Origin of the sequence: Spiroplasma endosymbiont of Colias croceus, from assembly GCF_964020095.1 — a bacterium.
GTDB lineage: Bacteria > Bacillota_I > Bacilli_A > Mycoplasmatales > VBWQ01 > Spiroplasma_E.
Window position 1 is genome coordinate 825,401 of sequence record NZ_OZ026536.1, and the last position, 20,244, is coordinate 845,644.

Annotated in this window: 19 protein-coding genes; 12 read left to right on the forward strand and 7 right to left on the reverse strand. The window is 23.6% G+C overall.

Annotation, left to right across the window (positions count from 1 at the left end):
- The first annotated feature begins 61 nt into the window (after positions 1–61).
- Positions 62–532, forward strand: coding sequence for a tRNA (adenosine(37)-N6)-threonylcarbamoyltransferase complex ATPase subunit type 1 TsaE (gene tsaE, locus AACL24_RS05140; RefSeq protein ID WP_339049096.1), 471 nt, complete (start codon positions 62–64; stop codon positions 530–532).
- 42 nt (positions 533–574) lie between these two features.
- Here the strand turns inward: tsaE and AACL24_RS05145 are convergent, their stop codons facing one another.
- The 6 genes from AACL24_RS05145 to AACL24_RS05170 all read right to left on the reverse strand — a co-directional run bounded on the left by AACL24_RS05145 (position 575) and on the right by AACL24_RS05170 (position 7,482).
- Positions 575–1,933: a hypothetical protein gene (locus AACL24_RS05145; protein WP_339049097.1), complete on the reverse strand. Its 1,359-nt coding sequence runs from the start codon at positions 1,931–1,933 to the stop codon at positions 575–577.
- A complete protein-coding gene (locus tag AACL24_RS05150; protein ID WP_339049098.1) occupies positions 1,933–2,799 on the reverse strand; it encodes an RluA family pseudouridine synthase in 867 nt (288 codons plus the stop codon). The genes AACL24_RS05145 and AACL24_RS05150 overlap by 1 nt, the downstream gene beginning before the upstream one ends.
- A complete protein-coding gene (lspA, locus tag AACL24_RS05155; RefSeq protein ID WP_339049099.1) occupies positions 2,744–3,451 on the reverse strand; it encodes a signal peptidase II in 708 nt (235 codons plus the stop codon). Before lspA ends, AACL24_RS05150 begins: the two co-directional genes overlap by 56 nt.
- 31 nt (positions 3,452–3,482) lie before the next feature.
- A complete protein-coding gene (ileS, locus tag AACL24_RS05160; RefSeq protein ID WP_339049100.1) occupies positions 3,483–6,245 on the reverse strand; it encodes an isoleucine--tRNA ligase in 2,763 nt (920 codons plus the stop codon).
- A 383-nt stretch (positions 6,246–6,628) separates the two neighbouring features.
- The gene (locus AACL24_RS05165; protein WP_339045908.1) at positions 6,629–7,036 is read right to left on the reverse strand and encodes a transposase family protein; all 408 of its coding nucleotides are present in this window, start codon (positions 7,034–7,036) and stop codon (positions 6,629–6,631) included.
- Positions 7,037–7,059: 23 nt separating this feature from the next.
- Positions 7,060–7,482 carry a transposase family protein gene (locus tag AACL24_RS05170; RefSeq protein ID WP_339045912.1) on the reverse strand — a complete coding sequence of 141 codons (423 nt, stop codon included), beginning with the start codon at positions 7,480–7,482 and terminating at the stop codon, positions 7,060–7,062.
- Positions 7,483–7,650: 168 nt separating this feature from the next.
- On the opposite strand from AACL24_RS05170, the gene AACL24_RS05175 reads away from it, so the two are divergent.
- The gene (locus AACL24_RS05175) at positions 7,651–7,965 is read left to right on the forward strand and encodes a TIR domain-containing protein (RefSeq protein ID WP_339049101.1); all 315 of its coding nucleotides are present in this window, start codon (positions 7,651–7,653) and stop codon (positions 7,963–7,965) included.
- A gap of 139 nt (positions 7,966–8,104) precedes the next feature.
- On the opposite strand, the gene AACL24_RS05180 is transcribed toward AACL24_RS05175, so the two are convergent.
- Positions 8,105–8,557, reverse strand: coding sequence for a transposase family protein (locus AACL24_RS05180; RefSeq protein ID WP_339049393.1), 453 nt, complete (start codon positions 8,555–8,557; stop codon positions 8,105–8,107).
- 47 nt (positions 8,558–8,604) lie between these two features.
- Here AACL24_RS05180 and AACL24_RS05185 point away from each other — a divergent pair, with 47 nt between their 5' ends.
- From AACL24_RS05185 to AACL24_RS05230, 10 genes are all read left to right on the forward strand, one after another.
- Positions 8,605–9,027, forward strand: coding sequence for a transposase family protein (locus tag AACL24_RS05185; RefSeq protein ID WP_339045912.1), 423 nt, complete (start codon positions 8,605–8,607; stop codon positions 9,025–9,027).
- 23 nt (positions 9,028–9,050) lie between these two features.
- Positions 9,051–9,428, forward strand: coding sequence for a transposase family protein (locus AACL24_RS05190; RefSeq protein WP_339049102.1), 378 nt, complete (start codon positions 9,051–9,053; stop codon positions 9,426–9,428).
- An 82-nt stretch (positions 9,429–9,510) separates the two neighbouring features.
- Positions 9,511–10,749, forward strand: a complete 1,239-nt coding sequence (locus AACL24_RS05195) for an IS256 family transposase (RefSeq protein WP_339046650.1) — start codon at positions 9,511–9,513, stop codon at positions 10,747–10,749.
- 1,173 nt (positions 10,750–11,922) lie between these two features.
- Positions 11,923–12,752 (forward strand): IS5 family transposase gene (locus AACL24_RS05200; RefSeq protein WP_339046242.1). Its coding sequence is split into 2 segments (ribosomal slippage): positions 11,923–12,319 and positions 12,319–12,752, totalling 831 coding nucleotides; the frame shifts between segments, so codons are not numbered across the junction.
- A 309-nt stretch (positions 12,753–13,061) separates the two neighbouring features.
- The gene (locus AACL24_RS05205; protein WP_339049103.1) at positions 13,062–13,379 is read left to right on the forward strand and encodes a hypothetical protein; all 318 of its coding nucleotides are present in this window, start codon (positions 13,062–13,064) and stop codon (positions 13,377–13,379) included.
- Positions 13,380–13,420: 41 nt separating this feature from the next.
- A protein-coding gene (locus AACL24_RS05210; RefSeq protein WP_339049104.1) for an IS5 family transposase occupies positions 13,421–14,250 on the forward strand; the annotation gives its coding sequence in 2 pieces (ribosomal slippage) (positions 13,421–13,817 and positions 13,817–14,250; 831 coding nt in all).
- A gap of 628 nt (positions 14,251–14,878) precedes the next feature.
- Positions 14,879–15,091: a hypothetical protein gene (locus AACL24_RS05215; RefSeq protein ID WP_252320294.1), complete on the forward strand. Its 213-nt coding sequence runs from the start codon at positions 14,879–14,881 to the stop codon at positions 15,089–15,091.
- A 330-nt stretch (positions 15,092–15,421) separates the two neighbouring features.
- Complete coding sequence (rplJ, locus tag AACL24_RS05220) at positions 15,422–15,913, forward strand: 50S ribosomal protein L10 (protein ID WP_339049105.1); 492 nt, start codon at positions 15,422–15,424, stop codon at positions 15,911–15,913.
- 40 nt (positions 15,914–15,953) lie between these two features.
- Positions 15,954–16,334 (forward strand): 50S ribosomal protein L7/L12, encoded by a 381-nt coding sequence (rplL, locus tag AACL24_RS05225; RefSeq protein ID WP_252320298.1) that lies wholly within the window; start codon positions 15,954–15,956, stop codon positions 16,332–16,334.
- 182 nt (positions 16,335–16,516) lie between these two features.
- On the forward strand, positions 16,517–20,227 hold the full coding sequence (locus tag AACL24_RS05230; RefSeq protein WP_339049106.1) for a DNA-directed RNA polymerase subunit beta: 3,711 nt from the start codon (positions 16,517–16,519) through the stop codon (positions 20,225–20,227).
- Positions 20,228–20,244: the final 17 nt, after the last annotated feature.

A 20,244-nucleotide genomic window follows, 5' to 3' on the forward strand; every position in this document is an offset into this window, starting at 1 on the left:
ATAAGTTATTATTTTGTATAATAGTTTGTAAAGTATAAAATAATTATCAAAGAAGGTTATTATGAAAAAAAAAGTATATATATTAAAAAATTTAGATGACACTAATACTCTTGCCAAAATAATTGCTAAAATTGCTAAACCAAATTTAATTTTATTATTAAATGGTCCGCTTGGTAGTGGTAAAACGCAAATTACTAAATTAATTGGTAATTTACTTGGAGTTAAAAATATTATTAATTCCCCAACTTTTATTATTTGAAATAAGTATCAAACTAAATATGAATGAAATTTAATTCATATGGATGCTTATCGTTTAATTAATCCTCATTTAGAAGAATATTATGAAATAATGATGAATAATTTTATGATAATTGAATGATCAGAAAGATTAAAAATTAATTTTAATAATTATTCATATATTGCTATAGATTTTAAAATTATTGATATTAATAGTAGACAGATATTTATTAATACTAATCTTCTTACAAAAGAGGAAGAAAAGTATTTATTTGATGCATTAAAAAAAATATAGAATTTTATTTATAAAAAAAAGTAGGATTTTTCCTACTTTTTTTTATACTTGTATGTGAAAGTAATTAAGCATAATACTATTAATAGTACTTTGACTAATTAGACCAAGTTTTTGATATTGTTTTAATACTTCTAAAGTATAATTATTATCATCAACAGGATAATAATTATTTAAACCCCAAAGTAAACCAGCAAATAATACTAATGAACCAATAGCAATTGGACTAAAAGCATAATACACAGTTATTTTACGATTATGATATCCGATTAAAGAAGCAAATAATCATCCTGTGACAAAAGCAATCATTCAATATAATAATGTCACTACTTGTTGATCAGTTATAAATCAAAATATTAACATTAATAAAATAGTTGTAAAGAAACGACTCATAATTGGAGTTTTAAATAATTTATAATTTCAAATGAAAGGTAACATTGCTCCTAATGAAATTACAGGAAAAACTCAAAATCCTGACATGATATTAATATTATCAACAACACTTTGTAAAATACCGGTTAGAATCATTGCACCAATTCAAATGAAAATTGCTTTTCATCATCCATAAAATCCTTCAACAAATCTACCAACACGATAAAACATTCAAAGTGAAAATATTAAATTAATAGGAGCTGAAGGATTTATATCATTACCAGCAAATGGATAAATTAATCACCTTCAATATTGATAAGCACCAAATATTAAGTTATGATAATTGGCACCAAAAAGCAAATGTTGTTGTTTATAATCTAATGCTAATCAATCATCTTGACTAAGATTTATAATTACTAGAAAAACAACAAGTGTAATAATAGGAATTATAAAAAGAAATCAGGTAACTGCCAAATTAGCATTAGTACATTTTTTTAATGTTTCGCTTAAGTAACGACGGTTTTGAAAATTAACTTTTTTTCAATTATCACTTAAAGTTCCAGTACCATTATCTTCATTAGTCTCTTCATTATTTTCGGTTTCAGTTTCAAGTTGGGGTAAGTCTACCTTAATAAATTTAGTAATACTAGTATAAAATTTAGATAATTCTTGAACAATTTTGTCACTAGTAGCAATAATAACATCAACCGCTGGTGACATTCGATTTTCGTTTTGGTTATCATCATTTAAAATAACCATTAAATAACGAATATCTTTAACACCTTCATCTGCTAATTGTTTATGTAAAATTTCATAAACTTCATCTTTATTTTTTAAATGGTGAGGATTAAAATTATTTTCTTTAATAATTTTAATGATATGATAAGTATTACTATCTTTATTAGTTAGATATACTTCACCTTTAACATGTAGTTTTAATTCTTTAGGAACATTAAATGGTCGATAATCTTGATGACTAATAAAATAATCAACTAATTGTAAACCTAAAATATCTAGAATATTATCATCCATTATTTAACACTTTCCTTTCGTAATAATTGTAATTTATTTTCAAAAAAATCAGGTAAATTACATTCAAAAGTCATAACTTTTTTAGTTGTGGGATGAGTAAAAGTAATGACTTTAGCATGTAAGTATTGTCCAATATTAGCATTTTCCAATTTAAACTTGCTGTATAAAGGGTCATTTACAATTGGATGTTCAATTCACTCAAAATGAACACGAATTTGGTGTGTTCGACCAGTTTCTAATTGACATTGAACTAAAGTATAGTATTTAAATCGCTCAATAACTGTAAAATGAGTAGTTGCTTTCTTACTATTTTGTTCATTGACCATCATTTTTAGACGATTATTATTGCTTCTAGCAATAGGCGCTTTAATGGTTCCTGATCTACTTTTAATTGTACCATGAACTAATGCAATATAAATTCGTTTAATTTCATGTTTTTGTAATTGTTCTGCTAAAATATGATGACTAATTTTATTTTTAGCTACTAATAATAACCCTGTCGTTTGTTTGTCAATACGATGAACAATGCCTGGACGTAAATTATTTTCATCAATATTTTCAATTTTAGATTGGAATAATAATCCGTTAACTAAAGTATTATCTCAATTACCTGCTCCTGGGTGGACAACTAAATTATTAGGTTTGTTAATAACAAGAATTTCATTATCCTCATAAATTATTTCAAAATCAATTGCAGTTGCTTTTAAAGTGTTCTCTTTTTCATTTTTAATAATAATATTTATTTCATCATTATTTTTTAATAATAAGTTAGCTGATGAAATAGTTTTATTATTAACTATTACTTGCCCATTAGTGATTAAATTTTGGATAAAATTTCGTGAATAATGATGTTCTGTTAATATCATTGCTAAATATTTGTCGATGCGGATATTTTTGTTTTCATGATATGTTAGTTTTATCATCTTTTGATTTTCTATCATTGATGATTGTTGTGAATGTTCCGTTGTTGACTTCATTATTGTGTTCTCCAAACTTTTCTTTATAGGCATTAATTATGGTTCCAATAATTATTTGTAGAATAATAATTGTGATACCAATGGTAATAAATATATCCGCAGTATTAAAAATAGTATATGGTGGGAATAGTTGTCATAATAAAAAGTCAATAACACCACCATTATGTAAAAATCTATCGGTTAAATTACCGATTGTTCCTGCAATAACAAAACTGAGACCTAGTGCTCTGTTAATAGATTTAGTAAATAATAGTCAGGTGCTACTAGCAATTGCTACTAGAAAAGCAAAAGTTATTAGAAAGATTTTTTGATTTTGAAAAAAACTAAAAGCAGAACCATAATTAATAATAAATTTTAAATTAATAAATCCGGGTATGAATTTATATTCTTCACCAACTTTTATTCCATTTTGTACTGCTAATTTTATCATTTGATCAGTGACAATTAGAATAATAATTGCACAAAAACAAATTATTTTAGTTAATCATTTTCAATCACGTGTTTTTAAATGATTTTTAATTGCTAATCAAGAAAATTCCATAATTACTTCTTTCTAAACTAATATTAGTTATTTACATTATTAAGGATAACACTTCAAAACAACGATTACAAACATCTTCTTTTGTTTCATTAACAATTAATCAACAGCGAGGACATTTAGTACCCTCTTTTGTTTTAACATTAATAGTTCAGTCATTAACGTTGCTATTATTATAATTAATATTAACTTCACTAACAATTAATAATTGTGCTAATTCTTTTTCATCAATTGTTGATAAGATATTATGATTATCTTTAAAAATAATAGTCACTATTGTTTCTAAGGCTGTTTTAACAATTTTGTCTTTTTTAGCTTGTTCAATAACTTTATTAACTTCATTTTTAAAGTTAATAAAATATTCTCATTTTTCCATTAGTTTTGTTGGTTTGTTTAAATTTCATGGTTGTGGAAATTTTTTTAAATGAATAGAATCACTGCTTGTGTTTAAATCTTTTTTAGTTAAACTTTGGAATGCTTCTTCAGTAGTGTGTGGTAAAATAGGGGCTAATAAACCAATTAAAGTTTTTACTATTAAAAACATTGTCATTTGTACTTGTTTTCTTCTAATGTCATTTTTGCTATTAACATATAAAATATCTTTAGTAAAATCACAATAAAAAGCAGACAAATCATTAGTAACAAAATTTAAAATTAAATGATAGATAGTATTAAATTGGTAAGTTTGATAATTTTCATTAATTTTAGTCACTAATCCGTTTAATTTATTTAAAATATATTGATCAACTTCTGATAAACTATTAATAATTTCTTCTTCTGTTTTATTTTCAATAGTTTTGATATCTAAATCAAATAAATTACCTAGTAAGAAACGAAAAATATTTCTGATTTTACGATAGTTTTCACTAACTTGTTTTAAAATTTCAGTACCAATTCTTGTATCATCAGTAAAATCAACACTGGCTACTCATAATCGTAAAATATCAGCACCATTAGTATCACAAATTGATTTAACACTAATAACATTACCAATTGATTTTGACATTTTATTGCCTTTAGCGTCAGTTACAAAACCATGTGCCAGCAAGTTTTTATAGGGACTACTATTATTAGTAATAGTTCCTGTTGTTAAACTTGAATTAAATCAACCACGAAATTGATCATTACCCTCCAAATATAAATCTGCTGGTCAAGGTAAATTATTATTTTTAATAACTGCCAAGTGGGAAACGCCACTATCATATCAAACATCCATGATGTCTTGTTCTTTATAAAAAATACCATTTGGACTATCTTTATGTTGATATTTAGGTGGTAATAAATATTTTGCTTCTTTTTCGAATCAAATATTTGAACCATGTTTAGCAAATAAATCAGCAACATGATTAATAAGGTTTATATCCATGATTGGTTCTTTTTTTTCGGTGTAAAAAATTGGAATTGGTAATCCTCAAGCACGTTGACGAGAAATGCATCAATCATAGCGATTATTTGTCATTAATAACATTCTTTTTTTTGCTCATTCAGGAACAAAATTTACTTTATTAATATTTTTAGTAAGTAATGGTTTGATTTTTTCAATAGCGATAAATCATTGTAAAGTAGCACGATAAATAACGGGTTTTTTAGTTCGTCAATCATGTGGATATTGATGTTTAAATCATTTCATACCAATTAATGTACCATTATTTTTTAAGCGCTCAACAATAATTTTATTAGTATCATCATAAAATTTATTGACTAATTGTTCATCATTGATTTCTGCTGTAAATTGACCTTGATCATTAATTGGACAAAGAATTTTGATATTATGTTTTAATCCTAAATCAAAATCTTCTTCACCAAACGCTGGAGCAGTATGAACAATTCCAGTTCCATCATTTATAGTAACATGAGAACCATGAACGATTGGAGTTTTTCTTTGATATAATGGATGTAATGCTGTTAATCCAATTAAATCTTTACCAGAAATTGTTTTAACAACTATAAAATCGGTGATGTTGTTTGCTTTAGTAAAAGAATCAATCAATGGTTGTGCAATAATATATTGTTGTTCATTAGTTTTAATAATACTATATGTAAATTCTTCATTTACTGCTAACATTTGATTGCTAGGAATGGTTCATGTTGTTGTTGTTCAAATTATTAGTGAGGTAGGTAAGTTAAATATTTTTTTTTCATCATTTAGTAAAAAGGCAACATAAATAGCAGCACTAGTTTTTGTTAAATATTCAACTTCAGCTTCAGCTAAGGCACTTTCGCTTGATGGTGATCAATATACAGGATATAAATTACGATATACTAGTTTTTTTTCTACCATTTTAGCAAAAACTTTAATTTGTTCAGATTCATATTTTTTATCATAAGTAACATAATGATCTTCAAAATCTGTTAATAATCCTAATGTTTTAAATTGATTAATTTGATTAGCAACTTGCAGTTCTGCATATTTTTGACATTGTTTTCTAAAATCTGATACTGCTATTGTTTTATGATTAATTCCCGAGTTAGTAACTGCTGTTTCAATAGGTAAACCATGCGTATCTCAACCTGCAATATAGGGTGCATAATAATTGCTACTATTATAATAGCGAACAATAATATCTTTTAAAATTTTATTTAATGCATGTCCTAAATGTAGATCACCATTAGCATATGGAGGTCCATCATGAAGAATAAAAGTTTTCGTAGATTTTTTATTTTTGTTAATTAGTTGTTGATATATTTTTTGGTCTTGTCAATATTTTTGTAGTTGTGGTTCTTTTATAGTTAAATTAGCACGCATTTCAAAGTTAGTTTGAGGCATTAATAATGTATCTTTATAGTTTTTATTCATGTATATTATTCTCCTTTAAAATAACAAGTTTTATTTGTACTAATTATTCTTTTTTATTCTTAAATCATTATACTAGTAATTACTTGAAATTTGTATAATATTTACTTTATTTTAATAATAAGATTTTATAAAACTTAAAAGTTAAAAATATTACTTTTAGTGAGTATTATTTTATAATAAAGGACATATTCCGTAATTAAATTTAATTAATTGTCAATAAAATTGTTTTAAAACTATTTAGTGTTATTGAATATAGAAATAAATATTTTTTGAAAAAATAGTTTAAAAAATGAGTTTACATTTTAAACAAAAAATTGTTAATAATATTTTTATATTAACTCGATAAAAATTTAAATTTTAAAAAAATATTTTTAATATTTTTTTTATTTTAATGGTTTTATTTTATTAAAAATTTCACAAAGTAAGTTAAATCTTAAGTACATAAGTCTAAATTTAGATTTTCTACATTTATTTACTAAAATTTTGAATCTTTTCAATCAAGCAAAGACATGTTCAACTTTAATTCTAATTTTAGATACAATCTTATTGTATTTTCTTTCTTGTTTAGTTAATTTTTTATTTTTAGTTCTTTTAATTGGTATTATTGTATTTTTATAAATATTTTGTATACCTTGATATCCTAAATCACCAATAATTATTGTTTTTTCTGAAAATTCAAGATTTGAATTTTTTAATATTTGAAAATCATGCACTTTACCATTATCAGCAAAAATATCAACAATTTTTTTATTAAAAAAATCATATACAATTTGAAATTTTATAGAATACATTCAACTTTTACCAGAAAAATATTCTAACTGTAGTTTTTTTTAGTTGGTCTTTCAATTTCAATCTCAGTTGAATCAATTAAATAAAATTGAAATTCATTTGAATTTTCTTGTTTTTTATCAATTTTTAATTTATATCTTTCTTTTAAAAATTGGTAATCTTTGTGGTTACTAAGTTTATTTTCTACTCAAGTAATATTTCGAAAACAACTTGATGGGCTCATTTTAGATTTAATACTCATTTGAAAAAAAGTATAATATTCTTTTCAGTATAATAAAGTCATCATTAATCTTTCTTCTACTGAAAGTTTATTTTTTCGACCTTTATTTTTTTCTAATTTTTCTATTTCAATTAATTTTTCTAACATTTCATTAAAATGAAAACGTTTTATACCAAAATATCTATAAAATTCTTCATTTTTTAATTTTTTTAAATTTTCAAAAATCATTTTTATCAACACTTTTCTAAATTTATTGTTAATAACAAAATTATAAAATAAATTTTAAAATTATTAATTGACTTTTAAAAAATTTAATTACGGAATATGTCTAAAGTATAAACTTATTAAAGTTTATAAAAAATATTTTTAAAATTTTAAAAAAGAGGTTAATTAATAATGTTAAAAATTTTTATTTCATATCATCATTTAAGAGAACAAAAAGCAAAGGATGAATTATCAGAATTAATTTCGCAATGTTATGGAGAATATTTTGAAGTGAAAGAGGTATCTGTAAAACTAGGTGATATTGATCCGCAATTGCCTCCTAAAAAGATATTTAAAACTATTAGAGAAGAGTATTTAAAAGATTCAGATATTACTGTAGTTATTTTAGGAAAACATACAAAATGTAGAAAACATATTGATTGAGAAATTGCATCTTCATTATCAATAGACTTCTTGCAAAACTATGATATTAATCACATTTTTTAAGTTTAAAAATTTATTTTAATAAGACTTTTAATATTTTTTAAAAATTATTGTTCAAAATATGTTTTATTTTTTGTCATTAAAATACAACAAAAATTATTATTTCAAATAAAAAAATAAAATATTAAATTATCAAATATATTTAAATTAATAATTGTAAATTATAAATTGAAGCTATTAAATTAAATCTTAATGCAAATTTTTTTCTTCTATTTCGATATTTTTCACTAATAATTTTAAATTTTTTAAGAATCGCAAAAACATGTTCAATAACAACTCTCATTTTTGAAATAGCCTTATTATTTTTCTTTTCTTCTTTAGTTAAAGGGTTTTTCTTTGATTTTCGTTTAGGTAATAAGACATTTTTATGTATGTTTTGTATACCTTGATATCCTAAATCTACTAAAATAGTTGTTTCTGATAAAAATTTCGTTTTTGAATTTTTTAAAATTTTAAAATCATGATTTTTACCATAAGAAAAATAAGAACTTATAATTTTTTTACTATCTTTTTCAATTATGACTTGAGTTTTTATTGTATAGACATATTCCGTAATTAAATTTTTTAAAAGTCAATTAATAATTTTAAAATTTATTTTATAATTTTGTTATTAACAATAAATTTAGAAAAGTGTTGATAAAAATGATTTTTGAAAATTTAAAAAAATTAAAAAATGAAGAATTTTATAGATATTTTGGTATAAAACGTTTTCATTTTAATGAAATGTTAGAAAAATTAATTGAAATAGAAAAATTAGAAAAAAATAAAGGTCGAAAAAATAAACTTTCAGTAGAAGAAAGATTAATGATGACTTTATTATACTGAAAAGAATATTATACTTTTTTTCAAATGAGTATTAAATCTAAAATGAGCCCATCAAGTTGTTTTCGAAATATTACTTGAGTAGAAAATAAACTTAGTAACCACAAAGATTACCAATTTTTAAAAGAAAGATATAAATTAAAAATTGATAAAAAACAAGAAAATTCAAATGAATTTCAATTTTATTTAATTGATTCAACTGAGATTGAAATTGAAAGACCAACTAAAAAAAACTACAGTTAGAATATTTTTCTGGTAAAAGTTGAATGTATTCTATAAAATTTCAAATTGTATATGATTTTTTTAATAAAAAAATTGTTGATATTTTTGCTGATAATGGTAAAGTGCATGATTTTCAAATATTAAAAAATTCAAATCTTGAATTTTCAGAAAAAACAATAATTATTGGTGATTTAGGATATCAAGGTATACAAAATATTTATAAAAATACAATAATACCAATTAAAAGAACTAAAAATAAAAAATTAACTAAACAAGAAAGAAAATACAATAAGATTGTATCTAAAATTAGAATTAAAGTTGAACATGTCTTTGCTTGATTGAAAAGATTCAAAATTTTAGTAAATAAATGTAGAAAATCTAAATTTAGACTTATGTACTTAAGATTTAACGGTAATGTTTAGTAATCTGTGTAACTTACAAAAATAACTATGTTTAATTAATTCTAGTAAATATAATTAAATGACTAGAAAGAGTGAGTTACAGATGGCTAAAAAGCAAAATATTAATAATAATGATCCAATATCAAAAGCAGTAGATTTATTATTAGAAAATACTGAAGATTTAACAACAGTTTTTAAAGAGGGAGGATTGTATAAAGAATTAACAAAAAGATTAGTAGAAAAAATGTTGAATTCTGAGATGCAAAATTATTTGGGATATGAAAAGAATCAACATAGTAATAGTGACAATGCTCGTAATGGTATAAGTTCAAAAAAAATAATAACTCAACAAGGTAAAATTGAGATTGATGTACCACGAGATCGCAATAGTAATTTTAATCCTATAATAGTTGCAAAAAGACAAAGAAGATTTGATGGTTTTGATCAACAAGTTCTTTCTTTATATGCAAAAGGTATGACATTATCAGATATTAGAATGCAATTACAAGAGTTATATCATGGTGCTGATATTAGTGAAAGTGTTATTAGTCAAATTACTGATGATGTTATTGATGATGTAAAAGCATGGCAAAATCGACCATTAGAAAGTGTCTATCCGATTGTTTATTTTGATTGCATAGTAGTGAAAGTACGACAAGATAAAAGGATTATTAATAAATCAGTTTATATAGCTTTAGGAGTTGATTTAGAAGGTAAAAAAGATGTTTTAGGTTTATGAATTAGTGAAAATGAAGGTGCTAAATTTTGATTAGCAAATTTAACAGAAATGAAAAATCGTGGCTTAAATGATATTCTGATTGCTTGTAGTGATAATTTAACAGGCATGTCAGAAGCAATACAATCAGTTTATCTTAAAACAGAACATCAATTATGCATAGTTCATCAAATTAGAAATAGTTTGAAATATGTCTCATATAAGCATAGAAAATCTCTAGTTGCAGATTTAAAACCAATTTATACTGCATGTAGTGAAGAACAAGCAATGCAGGCTTTAGAATCCTTTGAAAATAAGTGAAATAAACAATATCCTCAAATTGCTAAATCTTGATATAAAAATTGAGATAATTTAATGGTTTTTATTAGTTATCCTACAGAAATCAAAAGAGTTATTTATACAACAAATGCTATTGAATCTGTAAATAGTCAATTACGAAAAGTTATCAGAAATAAAAAAGTTTTTCCTAATGATATGGCAGTTTTTAAAATATTTTATTTAGCAATTGAAAATATAACAAAAAAATGAACAATGCCCATTCAAAATTGAAATACAGCAATTGCTCATTTTATGATAAAATTTGAAGATAGAATTAATCTAAACTAGTACTTTGTAAAACAAAGATACACAGATTACATAAAAGCCTCGATTTAACTTACTTTGTGAAATTTTTAATAAAATAAAACCATTAAAATAAAAAAAATATTAAAAATATTTTTTTAAAATTTAAATTTTTATCGAGTTAATATAAAAATATTATTAACAATTTTTTGTTTAAAATGTAAACTCATTTTTTAAACTATTTTTTCAAAAAATATTTATTTCTATATTCAATAACACTAAATAGTTTTAAAACAATTTTATTGACAATTAATTAAATTTAATTACGGAATATGTCCTAAGAAAGCAAAAAAAATTGTGATTTTAATGATAATGATTACAAAACTTTAATTAATGAACAAAATTCTACTCCAAGAATTTATGAAAATGTAATAAATAACTATGCAATCGTTGAAAGTTTTTCAAATGTAGTTTCAAATCCTTTAAAGTTAAAAAAATTACTTGATAAATGTCAAGATAAAGTTAAAACTGAAAAATTGAAAGAAAACTTTGATCTTTTCAAAGAAATAAATTTATTTGAAGAAAATATAGAAGATTGTCCAAAAAAATCTAAAAATAAACTAAATTGTTATTTTTCACAAAAACATAAATCAAAAAAATTATTTTTTGAAAAAGTTAAAACTGAAGTTAATAATAACGAACATTATTTTGAAAAACTTTTTAGTTGTGAAAATCTTTTAAAAGATTTTCAATATTATTATTAAGGTTAAAAATTAAAAAATATACTTTTTTATCAATTATTTAAGAAAATTTTATGTAATCAGAATGTTGTTTTAAATAATATTTTTAATTAGAAAAAAATAAATAATTGAATACCAATAAGAATACAGATGTATATTAGTAGTTAATTATAAATATCAAAAATATATAAAATTAAAAAGGTTTTAATTTTTTTAGTAAATAAAACTAAAAAAACTTTATTTTAGTAGTATAATAAAAATACTTACTTAGTTAAGGGTAAGTAAATATTCATTGCGGTTGGCACCTAACAGTGAATAGGAGTTACCATTATTGGTAACTCTTTTATTTTAAATAATTATTATATACCTCAAAATTTAATAATATTTAAATTATTTATATAATAGACTTCTTGCAAAACCTATCTATTAAAAATTAAATTTTTAAAATAAAATTAAAAATAAAAAAGATAGGTAATCTATGATGTTTGATAAATTAAAAACTATTAACAATCCAGAATTATTAAGATTAACTGGTATAAATGATATTATTTTTAATAAAATTCTAGAAATTTTAAAGACAGAAGAAGTAAAAAAGTTTAAAAATGGTGGTACACCTAATAAATTATCATTAGAAAATCGTTTATTAATGACTTTAGAATATTGAAGAGAGTATCGAACTTATTTTCATATTGCTAAAAGTTATGGAATTAGTGAAAGTAGTTGCTATAGGAATATCAAGTGAATAGAAAATACTTTAATAAAACATCCTGATTTTCAACAACTTGATGGGCAAAAATCACTGTTAAATAATAATTTTAAAGATAAAACAGTTATCATTGATGTGACTGAAAGTACTATTCAACGCCCAAAAAAAGTCAAAAACAATATTATTCAGGAAAAAAGAAAAAACATACAATAAAAACTCAAGTCATAATTGAAAAAGATAGTAAAAAAATTATAAGTTCTTATTTTTCTTATGGTAAAAATCATGATTTTAAAATTTTAAAAAATTCAAAAACGAAATTTTTATCAGAAACAACTATTTTAGTAGATTTAGGATATCAAGGTATACAAAACATACATAAAAATGTCTTATTACCTAAACGAAAATCAAAGAAAAACCTTTTAACTAAAGAAGAAAAGAAAAATAATAAGGCTATTTCAAAAATGAGAGTTGTTATTGAACATGTTTTTGCGATTCTTAAAAAATTTAAAATTATTAGTGAAAAATATCGAAATAGAAGAAAAAAATTTGCATTAAGATTTAATTTAATAGCTTCAATTTATAATTTACAATTATTAATTTAAATATATTTGATAATTTAATATTTTATTTTTTTATTTGAAATAATAATTTTTGTTGTATTTTAATGACAAAAAATAAAACATATTTTGAACAATAATTTTTAAAAAATATTAAAAGTCTTATTAAAATAAATTTTTAAACTTAAAAAATGTGATTAATATCATAGTTTTGCAAGAAGTCTAATATATTTTGATAATAATGAAAAAAATGAGGTTGAAGTTTGAAAACAAACTAAAAAGTACCAGAGTATTGAAGAATATAAAAAAAGCACTTGTTTAATTGATAAAGAAAATGCAAATAATATTAGTACAATGCCAGTTAAAGAATTATTAAAAGAACAAATGGAATTAAAATCAAAGCCATCTAAAACGGAGTGAAAAGTTTGGGTTATTATTTTAGTCATTACTATTGTTATTGCTGTTCTTCCAAATTTGCTTTCTGTGATTTTAGCTCCTTATTTGGCTGCTGCAGTAGTGGCAACAATTAAGATTGATATTGCTATTGCTTCAGTTTTTATTAGTGGAGGTTTTAAAGCAATTACATCAGTTTTTTCAACTGCATCAAAAAAAGTTGAATCATGAATTTATAATAAAATAGACTTCTTGCAAAACCTATCTATTAAAAATTAAATTTTTAAAATAAAATTAAAAATAAAAAAGATAGGTAATCTATGATGTTTGATAAATTAAAAACTATTAACAATCCAGAATTATTAAGATTAACTGGTATAAATGATATTATTTTTAATAAAATTCTAGAAATTTTAAAGACAGAAGAAGTAAAAAAGTTTAAAAATGGTGGTACACCTAATAAATTATCATTAGAAAATCGTTTATTAATGACTTTAGAATATTGAAGAGAGTATCGAACTTATTTTCATATTGCTAAAAGTTATGGAATTAGTGAAAGTAGTTGCTATAGGAATATCAAGTGAATAGAAAATACTTTAATAAAACATCCTGATTTTCAACAACTTGATGGGCAAAAATCACTGTTAAATAATAATTTTAAAGATAAAACAGTTATCATTGATGTGACTGAAAGTATTATTCAACGCCCAAAAAAAGTCAAAAACAATATTATTCAGGAAAAAAGAAAAAACATACAATAAAAACTCAAGTCATAATTGAAAAAGATAGTAAAAAAATTATAAGTTCTTATTTTTCTTATGGTAAAAATCATGATTTTAAAATTTTAAAAAATTCAAAAACGAAATTTTTATCAGAAACAACTATTTTAGTAGATTTAGGATATCAAGGTATACAAAACATACATAAAAATGTCTTATTACCTAAACGAAAATCAAAGAAAAACCCTTTAACTAAAGAAGAAAAGAAAAATAATAAGGCTATTTCAAAAATGAGAGTTGTTATTGAACATGTTTTTGCGATTCTTAAAAAATTTAAAATTATTAGTGAAAAATATCGAAATAGAAGAAAAAAATTTGCATTAAGATTTAATTTAATAGCTTCAATTTATAATTTACAATTATTAATTTAAATATATTTGATAATTTAATATTTTATTTTTTTATTTGAAATAATAATTTTTGTTGTATTTTAATGACAAAAAATAAAACATATTTTGAACAATAATTTTTAAAAAATATTAAAAGTGTTATTAAAATAAATTTTTAAACTTAAAAAATGTGATTAATATCATAGTTTTGCAAGAAGTCTAATATTTAAAAATAATAAAGATAAAAAAGAAAAAGAAAAAAAGAAGTTAAATCAGTATCTAAGGATTTAACAAGTGATAAATTAGAAACTAAGTTAGAAACACAATTTAATATATTAAAACAAGAACTGGATGGTAGAAAACTTAAAACTATAAATGAACTAATGAATGATAAAACAATAATAAATGTTGAAAATAATATAATTCCAGTTGAAAATCAGTTTGATGTAGATAAAGATAATTCTATGGACAATATGCAACCTCCTAAAAATGTAAGACAACGACGTTATTCATTTTAAAATATAACGATAATTAGTTTAATTATTCTTACTTAATTAAGTAAGAATAATTTTTTATATATTTTTATATATATTTTTAATAAAAAATATATAATTTTATTGAGTATTTAAAGGTAGAAAAAATATTCAAAAAGTGAAAGGAATAATAAATTATGCCATGAAAATCTATTGAGAATAATAAATTAAAACAAGAAGCACATGCTAAAAATGCTGATAAAATAAATAAAGCTTGAGGAGAAAAAAATGAATCTGAAAGAAGAGAAAGAGTTTGTAAAAATCTTGAGTTAGATAAATCAAAAATAAATAGTGAATCTTCTTCAAGTGAAAGTAAAAACTCTAGTAGTAAAAACAGTAACCAGTTATAAAAAAAACAATTTTTTTAATTTATTTTTTTAATCTTAATTAAGATATTGATGAAATTAGCATTTATGTTATTAAAAATAGTGTTTATAACTTAAAAGATATATAATAAAAAATTATTTATTTAATCTTTTGTAAATTTTTCTTGATTTTAATATATATATATCATATAATATACAAGCTAGAATAAGCCAAAGACAGCAACGCACTTTTGTCTTAATTATGTTGCTCAGGTAATTTCCATCATTATATATGCATGTGATTTACTCGGTTTTGCTCCGAGTTTTATTTACTACTTATTGCTAGTTATTTTAGAATAATAAGGAGGTGTACTTATGCGCCCAGCAATGGTTGAAAAACAAAAAACTATTGATTTAATTGCTAAGCAAATTAATGATTCAAAAACAACAATTGTTGTACAATATCAAGGTATGAATGTTGAAGAAATTAGTTCTTTACGTAAGAAATTAAGAGCTAAAGGTGCAACATTCACTATTTATAAGAATAATTTAGTTGCTCGTGCTTTAAAAAAAGAATATTCATCGCTTGAAAGTAGTTTAGTTGGCCCAAATGGTTTTATCTTTGGATTTGAAAACGACTTAGAAACAGCTAAAATAGTTTCTAATTATGCTAAAATTAATAAATTATTAGTATTAAGAGGTGGCATTTTTGAAGGGAAAGTTATTGACCAAAGTGAGTTACAAAAAATAGCTTCATTACCATCAAAATTAGAATTAATTTCAATGTTAGCTTCTTGTTTACAAGCACCAGTTCGCAATTTGGCTTTAGCAATTAAAGCAGTAGCCCAACAAAAAGAAAACGCATAATTAACACTTATTAAATAAAAAAAATATGGAGGAAAAAATAATGGAAAATATTACAAATAAACAAATTATTGAACATGTTAAAACAATGACAGCAGTTCAATTAAAAGAATTAGTTGAATTAATTGAAACAACTTTTGGAGTAACTGCAGCAGTTGCTTCTGCACCAGCAGCAGCTAAAGAAGAAGCAACAAAACCATCAACAGTTTCTGTAATCTTAAAAGAAGTAGGAGACAAAAAAGTTGATGTTATTAAAGCAGTTAAGGCAATTGTTGGTGGTACAATGTCTTTAATGGATGCTAAAAAAATGGTTGATGCAGTAGCAACAGGACCACAAAAGATTTTAGAAAATATTGATACAGCAAAAGCAACAGAACACGAAGCAACGTTAAAAGCCGTTGGTGCTATTGTTGAAGTTAAGTAGTTCAAATATTAAAAATTTATATGAAAACCAGTATTAATTAAAACTGGTTTTCTGTTTGTTATTTAACTAAAAATTATCAACTTAAAACTTAATATTTTATCAAACTAATTAGTAATTTAATACTAATTAACTGAAATCAAATTATTTGATTTTAATAAATTTTTAAAATTGGAGATGAACCAATGTCATATACTACAAAACAATTTGGTCATTATGCTAAAAGACGTGACTATACTAAAGTATCAGGAAATTTAGATCTTCCTGATTTAATTTCAATTCAACGTGATACTTATAAATGATTTATTGATACAGGAATACAAGAAGTATTTAATGAAATATTTCCGGTAACTGATAATGATAATCGTATTATTTTATCATTGATTGATTGAGAATTTCGTAAACCAAGAAGAACATTAAAAGAAGCAAAAGATGAGTCAAAAACTTATGAAGCACCAATCTATACAAAATTATCTTTATCAATTCATGAAAATAATCGTCATTTAACTATTGCTGCTAAAGATAATATTTTAGATTATTTAATGCGTTGAATTAAAGACCAATTTGGTATTAAAAACATTAATGAACCAAAAGTTAGCGATAATATATATTATTTTGAAGAAAAAAATGTTCATGCTAATAGTGAATTTTCAACTATTGAAGTTACTATTAAAAGTAGAGAAGAAGATGTTTTAATTGTTGATTATACATTAACTCGTGAAGGAGATGTATTTTTAGGTGATTTTCCATTAATGACACAAAAAGGAACCTTTATTATTAATGGAAGTGAAAAGGTTGTTGTTTCACAATTAGTTCGTTCACCAGGTGCATATTTTAAAATTGAAATTGATCCAAAAACCGGATTATATAAATTTTTAGGTGATTTAATTCCATCACGTGGAACTTGACTAGAATTTGAAACTGATTCTAAACGTAATAAATTAGTTCGTAATAAAAATGCAATTAAAGATATTATTCAAGTTAAAATTGAAAAATCACGTAAAATTGCAGTAACCACTTTACTTACTGCCTTAGGATTAACTAAAGATGATGTTATTAATATAATTGGTAAAGATGATGTTTTATTAAATACTTATGAATATGATGAACATCAAAATTGACCAGCAGCAGTACAAGAAATTTATAAAAAAATTAAAGCCGGAGAAACTGCCAGTGTTGATGGTGCTGGAAAATTTTTAACTGGATTATTATTTGATTCAAAAAAATATGATTTAACAAAAGCAGGAAGATATAAGTTAATTCAAAAATTAGCTATTACAGATCGTGTTTTAAATTACACTCTAGCTGAAGATATTAAAGATATTAGAGGTAAAGTTGTTTTATCCAAAAAAACAGTAATTGGTAAATCACAATTAGAAATTCTAAAAACAGTATTAGAAGAAGGAGCATGTTTAGTACCTTTAAAAACATCAATTAGTGATAGTGAACCAAAACATTATGTGCAGTTAATTAAAGTTTATAATGATAAAGAAAGATTAAATGAAGTTATTAATGTTGTTGGAATTAATCCTAAATGTAAAGAAGTAATTATTACTATTGCTGATATTTTAGCAATTCTTTCTTATATTTTAAATTTTGTTCATGGTATTGGTAATGCTGATGATATTGATCACTTAGCAAATCGTCGTATTCGTACAATTGGTGAATTACTACAAAACCAATTTCGTATTGGGATGGGACGTATTGAAAAAAATGTTAAAGAAAAAATGTCAACTACTGATAGTGATAAAATGAAACCAGCAAATATTATAAATAATAAACCATTAACAGCTGTTATTGGTGAGTTTTTTAACTTATCACAATTATCACAATTTATGGATCAAACTAATCCATTAGCAGAATTGGCTAATAAAAGACGTTTAACTGCTTTAGGACCTGGTGGATTATCACGTGATCGTGCTAGTTTAGAAGTTCGTGATGTTCACTATTCTCACTATGGAAGAATTTGTCCAATTGAAACTCCTGAAGGACCTAATATTGGTTTAATCAATAATTTAGCCACTTATGCTCGTATTAATGAATACGGTTTTATTGAAACACCTTACCGTCAAGTAATTGCAGGTAAAATTACTAATGAAATTAAATATTTAACTGCCGGTGAAGAAAAGAATTATATCATTGCACAAGCTAATATTGAATTAGATACTAATAATGTTATTAAAAATAATAATGTTATTGCTCGTAGTAATGGTCAAAATATTATTGTTGGACCAAACGAAGTTGAATATATTGATGTTTCACCAAAACAAATTGTGTCAATAGCTACAAGTTGTATTCCCTTTTTAGAAAATGATGATGCTAACCGTGCTTTAATGGGTGCTAATATGCAACGTCAAGCAATTCCATTATTAAAACCACAAACACCAATTGTTGGTACGGGTGTTGAGTATGCTGTTGCTCGTGACTCAGGATTAGCTATTGTTGCTAATTTACCGGGAGTTGTACAATATGTTGATTCTCATGAAATTATTATTAAATCAGAAGATGAAATAACAACTTATGAGTTAAGTCGTTTTGAACGTAGTAATCAAGGAACAGCAGTAACTCATGTGCCATTAGTAAAAGTTGGTGATAAAGTTGAAGTTAATCAAATTTTAGCAGACGGACCTTCAATGAAAGATGGTGAACTTGCATTAGGACAAAATGTAATTATTGCTTTCATGACTTGACATGGTTATAACTATGAAGATGCTATTATTATTAGTGAACGTTTAGTAAAAGATGATGTTTATACTTCAATGCATATTGAAGAATATAATTTAGAATGTCGAAAAACAAAACAAGGTAAAGAAGAAATTACACGTGAAATCCCTAATACTTCTGAACAATCAAGACGTTATCTTGATGATGAAGGAATTGTTTTAATTGGAACTGAAGTTAAAGAAGGAGATATTCTTGTTGGTAAAGTTACACCAAAAGGTCAAACACAATCAACTGCTGAAGAAAAATTATTAGCAGCTATTTTTGGTGAAAAATCACGTAATGTTAAAGATAATTCATTACGAGTACCTAATGGTGGTGCTGGAATTGTTCAAGGTATTAAACGTTATAAACGTGAAGATGGTTTTGACTTACCTTCAGAAGTAGAAGAAGTAGTTAAAGTATTTATTGTACAAAAACGTAAAATCCGAGAAGGAGATAAAATGGCTGGAAGACACGGAAATAAAGGTGTTATTTCTAAAGTCTTACCAATTGAAGATATGCCTTTCCTAGAAGATGGAACACCAGTTGATATTATGTTAAATCCATTAGGAGTACCATCGCGGATGAATATTGGACAAATTCTTGAATTACACTTAGGAATGGCTGCTAAAACTTTAGGAATTAAAGTAGCAACCCCTGTTTTTGATGGTGCAAAAAATCAAGACTTGTTAGATATTATGAAAGAAGCAAAATATAATTACTTTGATAAATTAACATTATATGATGGTTTAACTGGTGAAAAGTTTGCCAAGAAAATTTCAGTTGGTGTTATGTATATGTTAAAACTATCACACATGGTAGATGATAAATTACATGCTCGTAATGTGGGCCCATATTCATTAATTACTCAACAACCATTAGGTGGTAAGGCACAAAATGGTGGACAAAGATTTGGAGAAATGGAAGTTTGAGCATTAGAAGCTTATGGTGCTGCTCATACTTTACAAGAAATCCTAACTATTAAATCTGATGATATTAAAGGTAGAATTAAAACTTATGAAGCGATTCTACGTAATAAACAAATTCCAACGCCAGGTATCCCTGAATCATTTAATGTTTTAACAAAAGAACTACAAGGTTTAGGAATAAATATTGTGTTAATTGACGAAAAAGGTCAAGAACAAAAAGTTGTAACTTACGATGAAGAAGTCGAAAGTTATCTTGAGGATTAGAAAAGGAGTAATAAATA